The organism is Flagellimonas sp. L-11 (assembly GCF_056857735.1).
In genome coordinates this window covers 1-10,866 of record NZ_JBSXNR010000008.1, presented here as the reverse complement: position 1 = coordinate 10,866, position 10,866 = coordinate 1, and the positions used below count along the sequence as shown (strand labels likewise).

The 10,866-nt window shown below is 39.6% G+C and carries 11 protein-coding genes; 5 read left to right on the top strand and 6 right to left on the bottom strand.

Annotation, left to right across the window (positions count from 1 at the left end; all coding sequences use genetic code 11):
* Nucleotides 1-813: 813 nt before the first annotated feature.
* Both AC13CC_RS00200 and AC13CC_RS00195 read left to right on the top strand, forming a co-directional pair.
* Nucleotides 814-1,047: an addiction module protein gene (locus tag AC13CC_RS00200; protein ID WP_326276950.1), complete on the top strand. Its 234-nt coding sequence runs from the start codon at nt 814-816 to the stop codon at nt 1,045-1,047.
* 101 nt (nt 1,048-1,148) lie between these two features.
* Nucleotides 1,149-1,340 carry a hypothetical protein gene (locus AC13CC_RS00195; protein WP_482875921.1) on the top strand — a complete coding sequence of 64 codons (192 nt, stop codon included), beginning with the start codon at nt 1,149-1,151 and terminating at the stop codon, nt 1,338-1,340.
* 1,474 nt (nt 1,341-2,814) lie between these two features.
* Here AC13CC_RS00195 and AC13CC_RS00190 read toward each other — a convergent pair.
* The 5 genes from AC13CC_RS00190 to AC13CC_RS00170 form a co-directional block, all read right to left on the bottom strand.
* Nucleotides 2,815-3,975, bottom strand: a complete 1,161-nt coding sequence (locus tag AC13CC_RS00190) for a hypothetical protein (protein ID WP_482875920.1) — start codon at nt 3,973-3,975, stop codon at nt 2,815-2,817.
* Nucleotides 3,976-4,529: 554 nt separating this feature from the next.
* Nucleotides 4,530-4,931: a hypothetical protein gene (locus AC13CC_RS00185; protein WP_482875918.1), complete on the bottom strand. Its 402-nt coding sequence runs from the start codon at nt 4,929-4,931 to the stop codon at nt 4,530-4,532.
* A gap of 53 nt (nt 4,932-4,984) precedes the next feature.
* A complete protein-coding gene (locus tag AC13CC_RS00180; protein ID WP_326276954.1) occupies nt 4,985-5,407 on the bottom strand; it encodes a hypothetical protein in 423 nt (140 codons plus the stop codon).
* 9 nt (nt 5,408-5,416) lie between these two features.
* A complete protein-coding gene (locus tag AC13CC_RS00175; RefSeq protein ID WP_326276955.1) occupies nt 5,417-6,253 on the bottom strand; it encodes an RMD1 family protein in 837 nt (278 codons plus the stop codon).
* Between the two features lie 148 nt (nt 6,254-6,401).
* On the bottom strand, nt 6,402-6,695 hold the full coding sequence (locus tag AC13CC_RS00170) for a hypothetical protein (RefSeq protein WP_326276956.1): 294 nt from the start codon (nt 6,693-6,695) through the stop codon (nt 6,402-6,404).
* Between the two features lie 1,124 nt (nt 6,696-7,819).
* Between AC13CC_RS00170 and AC13CC_RS00165 the strand changes: the two genes are divergently transcribed.
* The 3 genes from AC13CC_RS00165 (at nt 7,820) to AC13CC_RS00155 (ending at nt 9,935) form a co-directional block, all read left to right on the top strand.
* On the top strand, nt 7,820-8,122 hold the full coding sequence (locus AC13CC_RS00165; RefSeq protein ID WP_326276957.1) for a hypothetical protein: 303 nt from the start codon (nt 7,820-7,822) through the stop codon (nt 8,120-8,122).
* Nucleotides 8,123-8,187: 65 nt separating this feature from the next.
* Nucleotides 8,188-9,453 carry a phosphoribosylamine--glycine ligase gene (locus tag AC13CC_RS00160; RefSeq protein ID WP_482875916.1) on the top strand — a complete coding sequence of 422 codons (1,266 nt, stop codon included), beginning with the start codon at nt 8,188-8,190 and terminating at the stop codon, nt 9,451-9,453.
* Entirely contained in the window at nt 9,438-9,935 is a 498-nt protein-coding gene (locus AC13CC_RS00155) for a GNAT family N-acetyltransferase (protein WP_326276959.1), read from the top strand. The genes AC13CC_RS00160 and AC13CC_RS00155 overlap by 16 nt, the downstream gene beginning before the upstream one ends.
* Before the next feature lie 131 nt (nt 9,936-10,066).
* Here the strand turns inward: AC13CC_RS00155 and AC13CC_RS00150 are convergent, their stop codons facing one another.
* Nucleotides 10,067-10,339 carry a hypothetical protein gene (locus tag AC13CC_RS00150; RefSeq protein WP_482878228.1) on the bottom strand — a complete coding sequence of 91 codons (273 nt, stop codon included), beginning with the start codon at nt 10,337-10,339 and terminating at the stop codon, nt 10,067-10,069.
* Nucleotides 10,340-10,866: the final 527 nt, after the last annotated feature.

Here is a 10,866-nt window from a genome sequence, read left to right as displayed (position 1 = left end):
AGGAGAAGTTCAAGGACAGTGGCGGGCTACTGCGGAACCTGGTCATGTTGACGGTCCAGGATACCGGCACACGCCAAAGGTACCGTGAAATCGGCCTAAGGCATCAAATCTTAATATCAACGCAAACTTAAACTAGAGCCTAGTATTTGTCTAACTTTCTGCATACCAAGGGTTTTATTGGCCATAATTTTAAGAAGTTGGTTATGCAGCCTAATGTACTCCAGCATTATGGATTTGTTCCCTTGGTGGTAAACCTTGCTTCGGAATCAGTGGTAAACATTGCTTCGGAATATCCAGTCCAATTCTTGGAATTGATTTTTCATCCTTTTTTTTGGACCTTATTAGGTGTTTTTTGGTTTATTATTTTTCCAAAATATCATTTAGATTTACATGAAACTTTTTAATGAAAAAAAAAGGATTCATTTGGGCCATTCTGTCCGAAAATAAATAGCTACAGATATAAACATTGGCAATGGGCCAATGATTAGGTAAATGGATTTTTAAGCGCATAATTCCTTAAGTATTTTTTAGAGAAGGTTTTTGTCCGATTAAGCGAAGTTCTTCTTGTCACCGTTTAAAACTTTAAATTCTTTGGGCAAGAACAATCTTCCAAAGGATTAAAAATATCTTCATAAATCAAGCTAAAATTTGCCTTTTTGCCTTCAGGACTTCAATAGGGCCTTAATTTGGACTTGCAGGAAAAAAATGGGCTCTTAAGTTGAAGTATAGCCGATATCTTATTGGATATACTTTTGAGAAAACGGTCCCTATGGAATAGAATTTGTACCTTTATTCTAAGAAAAAGAAGCTATTATGGCGACAATCGATTTAAGGAAAACGGTCAAGGAGTACGTGGATACTGCGGACGTAAGACTTTTAAAAATGATAAAGGCACTGGCCGAAAGCTACCAAAAGGACGAGCAGGAACTTACCTTGGACGAAGAGCAATACCAAATGATAGACAGGCGAAGGGAAGCGCATTTAAAGGGCGAGAGCAAATCACTTACTTGGGAAGAGGTTAAAAATAATGCAAGAAACGCCAGCTAGTAAATGAGCTATATTTTGGAGATTAAGGATGAGGCCAATCTGGAATCATAGAGGCATACCTTTATTATCAAGAAAAACGAACAGGACTGGGCGAGGAATTTTTGGAACATTTGGACGGTTATTTTGAGAGGATTGTTTCGAACCCGAAACACTTTCCTAAAAAGCGGAAACCTTACCGGGAAGCATTCATAAAACGTTTCCCGTTTCTAATTGTTTACGAGATCATAAAAAACAAGATAATTGTTTACTCCGTATTCAACACTTGGCAAAATCCGGAGAAGAAGAAAAAATAATCCTCCAAAACAAATCACATTTATTTTCCAAAAACTCCCTGTCTTTTGTTCTGTTCTCTGAATGGATGAGACGGATAATGGGAGTCCTTGAAAAACGCAAATTCATATCAGCCAATATTTCGTTTAAGTACTTTAAATCGATTTCTTACGGCCATATTCAATTTTTTCCGGCAAAGGTGGTATACCTTACCCATTTATATAGATATTAGTGTTCCAGCATATTCCATTATCCATTATTTAAGGTCCAGATTGTCTTTTTTGTTGGAGCTCCATTATCAGTACCTATGAGTGAAAATGAGCCAAATACATCTTTTTATCAATTCATATATTTATTGTTATTGTGTCGAATATCACACCTCTAATCGGTTCAAATCTCATTTCTTAAACATGAAATAAACGGCTAAAATCAAAAAAAAGAAAGGAAATGATATGGTTCGGACGAAACGTTTCTGTCTTGAAGACCACCAGGGTGAATACCGCAAAAAACAACGAATGCTGTTACCTCTTGCAGTACTTTCAATTGGATGAGGCCGAACGGTCCCCCATGCTCCTTTTACCCAATCCTTTGGCGGGTACTTGTAACATATGTTCAAACAGCGCTATGCCCCCAACTGATTAGTATTATGGATACAAACCCAAGCTTATTGAACCACTTCCATTCTGAAAATTTGAGGTGGCCATATCAGGTCATGATCATAAATGAATTGCTCATGACCAACAGGCCAATTGTCAAAAATGCTTTCATCGAGAATGTTAGGGTTAGTTAATCGTACCGGGACCTTGATCCATGGTCAGATGCGTGCTCTTTTCAAAGGGTGGAAATCACATAAAATCCAAGATGGGATGAGTGTGTGCCTGGGACATATAATGAACAATGCACATGGATAATGATCCCGGACGGGACGATTACTTTTTGAGTTTTTTGAGTTCCCTTTTGGATGCCTTCAAAATCTTATGGAGTTCTTTTCTTTTCTGTTTGCATTTTGATTTTGATATTTCCTCTTTCGTGCGAAACAAAAGGGATTCACAATAAGCAATTCTGTATTTTTTTGGGAATTGCGTAACCTTTTTGTACAAGGGTCGATTTGTGGCAGTGTTGAAGATGAAAAATATTTCGTTAAAAACAATGTGGAGCTATTTAATTTAACCCTAGTTCATAAGACGACAATTTTTATGCCAAGTATGATGAAATACATGTAGTTAATACAATGAAATTTTATGCGCGACGGGTTATTAATCCTTTCAAGGAACGGAAATGCTTCAAACTCAAGTAAAAACGATTTGTATAGGGGTCGATGGCCACTGAAGTCTGTTCCAAGGGTCAATTGTCTATAAAAAAGTAAAACCACCGACAGGATATTGAAACCTGACCTTAAAATTTTTTTAAGAATTCTAGAAAATTACATCTGAAACCTGGAACTCAAACCCTTTCGTGCAAAAAACCAATCTTTTCGGTCAATTTTTTTAGCGTAAATCAAGAAGGAGTAACCTCCACGGAATTGTGCCCTGATAAATGTCTTAATAGGTAGTGCACATACATGATCATCAGAGCGGCGAAAAGATATTCGTTGAAGTAGTTGTATGCTGGATGTGAGCTTGGTTGATAGACTTTAAAGGAAACAATATAGTTCAAAAGGGTCAGCATGCAAAAAAAAGCCATATACCTTACCTTTGAAAAGCATGCAAAATAGGTCCTGTAGGAGAGCAACAGGGAAATTTCTTTGGAACAATATTGTCCCATAATGGGCCATAAAAAGATAAGGGGCAGTGAGAACAACCTGGCTTCCCTTGCCAAAGCCCCCACGAGAACGGCAACGGTGTTTATGGAACAGCTCACCACAAATGCCCGGACAAAATCTTCCTCTGACTTTTCACGGTCATGGCCATGGGGACCAAAGATGAAGTAAACGAAAACACCCAAGGTCAAGACAATCGAGATCAGGGTCTCGATGGAACTATGGGTATCCCTGAAATTTTCACCGATTGAAAATAATCTGGACTCAAATTCGAGTTGAGTAGGTTCCCAGAGACCATTCTGTTCCAAAAAAACCATAAGGAACACGGCATAGACCAGTATGGGCAAGCCTATCAAAAGGTAATCCAACAACCGTTCAAAGGAATATGGTTTTCGATTTTTAGGGCTAAGATCCGGAGAAAAGGCCAAAAGTCCCGGAATCAAAAAAGCGGTGTTCTCCCGGGCTATCATCGCAGCTGTGAACCAAAGTACGTAACCCAGCCACTGTCCTTTCAAGAAACAGGTTAGACCTGCAAAGAGCAGGCAGTACTGTAACGGTTCATCATAACTGAAGATCGGTGGGAAAAAGGCAAATAGCACCGAAAATGACAGGAAGAAGATAATGATGTTCATGATGCCTTTTACATATCCCGAATCCATCACCCTCGAAAACCTGAATAACAACAGTCCGGCTAGGAACAGAAGGGAAAAATTCACCCAAACAAAGGCCTTGCCCAAAGTTAATCCCAAGCCGTTTGACACCTGTTCTATCAAGAGGGTCGTCAAAGGTCTCCTGGCAAAGGGGGCAAATTCCTTGTGATAGGTAATCTGTGAGGTGAGGAACCCATTGGAGATGACGTCGTTTTTTTCGTTGATCATACTGTCAACGTCACTGGACATATGGATTTCAAAAATTAGCAGGCAAAATCCAGCACTTATCAAGTAGGGAAGAATGAATCTGAATATTTTCAAAGAACCTTTTCCGAAAGAATTGGGGGCATCACCAATCTTGGCCATATGGTTCTTTAAAAGATACATACGCCGGATGCAAGTGTGAATATATCAAGTGTCATTGGTGTTGCGATATGGATATCCACTAGCTTTCGATGAATTTAAGGAATCTGGGGGAGATTTAAAAAAGGAACAATAATTTAGTATGTTGGAATCGAAGATTTGTATGATTACCATTTTTAAAGGGCTTAATTGAGATTTGATAAATTGGTTGGATTGCCATAATTCCCTATATGGGCCATAAACCCGGATTCCACTTCATGTATTGATGGCTTTAGGACAGGTCACTTTTTGTTCCTGAACCTGCTGCCAAAGGAAGGGCTGTTTTCCATGCTGCTTTTATCTGATGTCCGTAAAAAGAGATTTCAAAGATTTTCTATGGAAAATCCATCAGGGATGAGCCCAAAGTAAAGGTATTTCCTGATGCAACGGACATATGCAAATTACATGACATTTCCAGTTTGGAGCAAGACCCTTGCCCTGAATTCATCGAACTCTTTACAGAATTTTTCAAAACGGATATTTAAAGACTCATGACTTACCGTATGCATTGCATTTTTTCTAATGTGTTTGGTTGGGGTCAATCTCAACAGGTCCGCTTGGTGGCTATCCACTTCCACCTTGAGATCGGCAAGTACTTCCGACTTGACCTTGACCATTTTTTTGAAGTGGTTGTTCCTTTCCCGCATTGTGCGGGTCATAACAGTTCCAAAGGCTTCCGAGGTCAACAGTCTGTCAAGGAAAACAACCTCGTTCTCCATATGTTTGACAAGAGATTTCCATCGTCTTATGTTGTAATTGTAGTACGATAGCATTTCTTTAAAGGTCTCATCTTGTTGGTTCATACTTATTTGTTTTTACGCTGTATGGAAACTTCTCCTTTTAGCGGGATAAACCCTTATTTCTTGGCCAGTTTGAGATACTCCCTAAAATGCAATCTTCCCATGAAAAGCCTTGCTGAATTGTCAACAATCTTCTTTGCGCTTTCATCTGAATAACCAAGCTGGATGGTGTATCCGATCATTAGTTTTTGCTCTTGGGCATTCATATAATGGTGTTTGTAGACCATACTGAACAGCTGATATATCCGTCCCAGCTTTTCCTCTTCATCCTTTGGAGGGAGAGAGATGAATTTTTTTGGATTGGCAAGGATATGACCATATTCCTCCGGTCTTATCCCAAGCTTCTCGGAAAATCTTTTGATTACTTTTTCTTCTTCTGCATTGAGCGAACCGTTGGCGGTCATCATTTTAACTACGGAAGCAAAATTGGCCACTTTATTTTTGTATTCCTTTGATTCAAAAAAACTAACAATTTCCATATTTCTGATTTAGTTGATGAATTTGGTGAGTAACAGGTCGACCACATCAACAAGAATCAAGATGATAATCACCCATTCCAATCGGCTGCTCTCGCGATGGTAAGTCATATCCTTGAACAGTTCAAGGTTATCCTTGATGATCTCAATCTGATAATGGATACATCTATATCTGTTCTTTAGGTCAAATGTGATTTTAAGATCATGGTCCAATTTGTTTAAGTTTTCATCCTCCCACGTAGCCTCGGGGGAATCAAAAATATAGAGGTTCTCCGAAATTTTGTTCTTCACGTTCAGTACACGGCCAATGTACCTTTTGAGCTTGGCTCCACTAATGCTCAACCGCCCATTTTTTTCCAGATTGGCAGTATGTTTTTCAGTGTCAGTTAGAATTCCCGAGGTAATCCCTGCATATCTGTTCAATGCCACTGATTGGGATACATACAACATGATCAAACGAATTGAATCGACATGGAATGTCGTTAGGTTTACCTTGTCAAAGGTGACCTTGCTCTCCTTTTTGTCAGTGCAAACCTCAATTTTTTCTATAAGATGGGTTCTCAAGGGATTCCTACAGTGGGGGAGAACCTCCTTGACCACTTTTACCCTTTCCTCTGAATCGGCATTATAGGTGCACACCACACCATACTTAAAGATATGGACAAATTCGCCCTTATACCGTTCAAAAAACAGTTCATCATTATCCGAATATAGAAGCTTGGCCTTGAACGTCGACTTACAGGAAGGTATGGAAACTGCCTCGGCAATCTGATGGGCATAGGCAAAATGCCCAGATGATGAATCCAATTTTCTTATTTCTGGGGCAATCAAATCCAATGAGGTTTTCATGATAAATAAATCTTAAACTGTTGTTAGGTGATTTCAAGTATTAATGGTCTAATTGGGAATCGATTCCCCCGGTGGTTCCCGTTCTGATATATTTATGTCCGTCAACGATAGTGTGAGCGAATTCGGAAACATGGCCATATACTAAAAATCACTTAGGGTCGAAGGTTTTGGCAACCACTTGTCTTTCATCAAGAACATTGTGGAACCCATTTCTTAACTGGGGACTATTACTATCTCCATATTGTCCATTTCCAAATTGGCTTGATTGTTCCATTTCAGTTTTTATTTTTGGATCCTTGACATTGTGTCCTTCTCTTCCAAGTGTCGAAATAGCCATCAGTCCATCCCTTTTTTTAGTTGTATGGCTATCAGGTTCTTCAAGGATTTTTGATACAAGTATTGAGGCAACAAGTGCAGTGAACAAGAACAATGATTTTTTCATTTTGCATACATTTAATATGATATTACAATGAATCTCGCCGAAAGTTATATCACCTCAAGATCGGCCGCTTTTAGCGGAAATTTGCTCAACAATCCGCATGTGATATGCGAAAAAATCCTTTTTACTCTATAGTTTTTTACTTTTCTGTTCTTAAGTGGGTCGTTTACTAGATGGCCAACTGTTCTTTGTCAGGTCTCGTTGGCTGAATAGGTCATGGGCATGCATCTCAAGATATAACCTGACAAAGGGGGCAATAAATAATCCATGGGTTCCAAGGAATGATTTTTCCCTTGGTAATTGGTGTACAACTGTGAAGATCATCGCTAAGATCCGGCTCCTTAACCGTAAGAAAGCTTTTGAAATAGATCCCACTATATCTCAAAGCCCGAATCGAATAAATAGGTTTCATCGGGAGAACGGTCTTTTCTCTACTATTTTGACCACTCAAATTCCAATCTAAAGGTAATGCAATTTCGGTCGTGAAGAATTCTTTTGTGTTAAATTTAAGAAATGTGCAAGTGGCTCTTTAACAGTGAAATAAACTTAAATTCATACTTGTTGAAAGTGAGTGTCATGGTAAATAAGACAGGGTATTGGCTTATAAATGCAAGTGCCAACCCTCCTTGCTCTATCGTTCCTTTTAATTTATGTTTTTGAGAACCGACCTTTAATCGGGTTCCGTATTCTATTGTCCAGTTTTCTCCTTAAAAAGAAGTTTGTGTGGACCCTGGAAAAAACTAAACGACAGTTTCATAAAAATTAGCCAAACTTAAATACAACCTATCGGTTTTTTCACTTCATTTGGATTATGATTTAAGAGCCTCGCTTACGGCGAAAGGAAATGCTTGCAAACAACAATGTCGGGGTTTTGGTATATAGGGAATTCGTCTCCAAAACCATCTACAGGATAGGTGCCCGACGAAGAGGATGTATTCCCAAAATCATTACGCCAACTAGTGTTCCATACCTTGGTCTTCGGACCAGCCTCCAATTTTTTTTACATAGCCTGATTAAGACCTGTTCCATACAAGGGGCCTATTATTGCCCCCCTTCTCTGTATGCATTCAGGACAGGTGATTCTTTTACTGACAAATACTGAATTTATTGATCCAAAATTATATACTATGAAAACCGTAATTATTTTAATGACCCTTGTTTTTTCCTTGATGGACATGTCCCAAGAGAATACGATTACCGCCACTTATGATGGCCTGGAAGTAGACATCTATTATTTCACGGATGATGATGGCAATACCTACTCGTTCCAAGGTGTGGAAGATGCCGTGTTGAAATCTTACAATCTTTCCGATGAATCTCTCGTAGGCCGTAATTTCAAGGTTATCTATATCATAAAAAAAGAATTGGACGGTGATACTGATGATACCTATGAGAATTATATTATCACTGGACTTTCATTGATTGATTGATTTCAAAGAGACGTCATTTCTTTATCATGGGGAAGCCAAAAAAGCAGGAGCAAAAAGGAAAAAGGATGTTGTTTGTTTCACGCTGGGGCGAGATTTTGGATGTTGCCCTTGCCGTAAAGAATGAGGGACATCATGTCAAACTGTTCATAGAGGATAAATCGTCGCGTGAGATCGGGTATGGTTTTGTGCCCAAAGCCTTTGATTGGAAAAAGCACATCAAGTGGGCCGATTACATTGTGTTCGACTATACGGGGTATGGTGCAGCATGCGAGGATGTAAGGTCCACAGGAAAATTGGTCTTTGGAGGTTCCCCATACACGGATCGTCTCGAAATGGACCGTAATTTTGGTCAGGCAGAACTTCGAAGGCACAAAATAAAGACTTTGGCATCCAAAGATTTTGACTCGTTCTCAGATGCCATTGGCTTTATTGAAGCCAACCCAAATGCCTATGTGCTCAAACCGTCCGGAAACACACAGGAGCTTAAACAGCTGTTGTTCGTGGGCAACGATGACCGTGGGCAGGATGTGATCCGGATGTTGTATGCCTATGAGAAATCATGGGGCGACCGCTTTGGTACGTTTCAGTTACAACATAAGGTGAAGGGCGTTGAGGTTTCCATAGGCGCCTACTTTAATGGAAAACAGTTTTTACAGCCTGTGAACATTACATTTGAGCACAAGAAACTGTTTCCCGGGGAGCTGGGGGTTTCAACAGGGGAAATGGGCACCAGTATGTTCTGGACAAATGACTCTCCGTTGTTCCGGAGGACATTGAAACCTTTCGAAAGTACTTTGGCGGAACAGGGGTTCCATGGACATATCGACCTGAACTGTATTGTCAATGGCAATGGACTATATCCCTTGGAGTTTACTTCAAGGTTTGGATACCCCCAAGTGTTCATCCAACGGGCGGGTCTTTTGGATCCCATTGGTACACTACTTATGGGGGTCGCGGATGGAACCAAAACCCAGATCCAGGTAAGAAAAGGGTTCCAGGTTGGGGCATATATTGTTGTGCCCCCATTTCCTTACGATGATAAAAAGACGTTTGAGCTTTTTTCCAAAGACGCCGTGATAGTATTTAAGAAAGACCAAAAAGAGGGAGTACATCCAATGCATGTGAAAAAAGTGAACGAACAATGGCTTATTACTGGAAATACTGGAATAGCGGTCTTGGTGACCGGTACCGGGATTACCATGCGGGATGCACAGAGGAATATGTACAACCGTATCCAAAATGTCATTGTCAACAATGGATATTACCGAACTGACATCGGTGACCGATGGTTGGAAGATTCGGATAAACTGTGGTCATGGGGACTATTATAGATTTTGACCAAAATGGGAGACAATTTTTAAAGTGGGAAAGACCCCCAGATCAGTTCTTGGCAGCTATGCCTGAAGAATGGCGGTGGGATTTTCACATTTATCTGGAGAATACCACAGGTCATATGGAGTTGTTTGCTATCACGGAACAGGATCATATTTTGGGGGGAGGAATGGTATTCAAGGGCCTTCCACCAGAGATGGAAATTTTTGAAAAGGAAGTGGAACCTTTAGTGGAAAGAGGTTATTTATATATTGGTTTCCTATTTGTGGTACCGAAGTACAGAGGACAGTTTATAGGAAGCACTTGGTTGAGATGTATGAAGGCTTTATATAGCGACAAAGGTTTTTGGCTCACGGTTGAAGAACCGGGTCTAATTGAATTTTATGAAAAAAATGGGTTCAAATGGACGAGTACTCTTGTCCAAGGTAAACGGTATGAAGAACTCTTGAAGTCCGAACCATCGAAGTATTTTGGAGGTTAGCCAAAAGCATCTTAGCGGGATTTTTTTTCATGTTTGTAGCAGGCATAATTCCAAGAACCTACTTCTGGTACAGCATAAGCCAAAGAACAGGATTTTATGTCCAACCATCGTTCTGGATAGGGGCATATCAATCATGTCTCAAGGGATTTTATTATATAGGCCATCAAAATACTTATGATAAGACCTATGTTCACCTTTGCAAAATCCCTTCCAATGACCCTATAGGTCGATTTCAGCTCCTTTTTCTTTAAAGAATAGCCCAATGCCACCTCTCTTTCTCCAAAAATGCCCACAAACGCCCAGGTCGTGCTCATGGGTACATTGGTCAGGTTGCCAAAAACCATAAGCAATAGACCATAACACAAATCTATGAGAGTGGCCGAACGTATATTCTGGGTATTCATTTTTTGGTTCACAACCTCTTGAATTTTGCCTCCTCGATTGCGAAACGTATAGGCCAATAACCCCAAAATCACTGCGATTGAAAGCAAAAAATCAATGACACCGATTTTTCTTGGTAAGAAGACAAAAATGTTGGCAAAATCCTGTATCAGCCATTGTAAGTAGACCATTTAGTAAATAGCCGATTTGTTTCTGTAACACTAGGCATGCCAAAATCCAGAGAACTGCCTGCCCCCTAGTATTATTAAAAGCTTTTTCACAAATCAGTGAATATTTGCATGAAAATAAAAAAGTTTAATCTTACAAGCTGTCTATTTTTAAAGTGAAAAAAATGTAGAGTTTTTCCTATTTAGATTAACAACAATTTTTGCATAAACACAACAATTGGGGGTCAATCTCAAAAGTTGTGTGTAAATTGAATTTATAGTTTGAACTTTGTTTTAAAAACTGACCGTATTGGATCCATACATTGACCTACTGAAGGTTCTCCTTCCCGAACTATTGATTACCCATTTCGATATTGCCAAGC

Excerpts from the sequence above, each read along its gene's own strand:
- AC13CC_RS00180 (WP_326276954.1), bottom strand. The coding sequence starts at position 5,407 with ATGGAAATTGTTAGTTTTTTTGAATCAAAGGAATACAAAAATAAAGTG.
- AC13CC_RS00200 (WP_326276950.1), top strand. The coding sequence starts at position 814 with ATGGCGACAATCGATTTAAGGAAAACGGTCAAGGAGTACGTGGATACT.
- AC13CC_RS00160 (WP_482875916.1), top strand. The coding sequence starts at position 8,188 with ATGTTGTTTGTTTCACGCTGGGGCGAGATTTTGGATGTTGCCCTTGCC.
- AC13CC_RS00165 (WP_326276957.1), top strand. The coding sequence starts at position 7,820 with ATGAAAACCGTAATTATTTTAATGACCCTTGTTTTTTCCTTGATGGAC.
- AC13CC_RS00190 (WP_482875920.1), bottom strand. The coding sequence starts at position 3,975 with ATGTCCAGTGACGTTGACAGTATGATCAACGAAAAAAACGACGTCATC.
- AC13CC_RS00150 (WP_482878228.1), bottom strand. The coding sequence starts at position 10,339 with ATGAATACCCAGAATATACGTTCGGCCACTCTCATAGATTTGTGTTAT.
- AC13CC_RS00185 (WP_482875918.1), bottom strand. The coding sequence starts at position 4,931 with ATGAACCAACAAGATGAGACCTTTAAAGAAATGCTATCGTACTACAAT.
- AC13CC_RS00170 (WP_326276956.1), bottom strand. The coding sequence starts at position 6,695 with ATGAAAAAATCATTGTTCTTGTTCACTGCACTTGTTGCCTCAATACTT.
- AC13CC_RS00175 (WP_326276955.1), bottom strand. The coding sequence starts at position 6,253 with ATGAAAACCTCATTGGATTTGATTGCCCCAGAAATAAGAAAATTGGAT.
- AC13CC_RS00155 (WP_326276959.1), top strand. The coding sequence starts at position 9,438 with ATGGGGACTATTATAGATTTTGACCAAAATGGGAGACAATTTTTAAAG.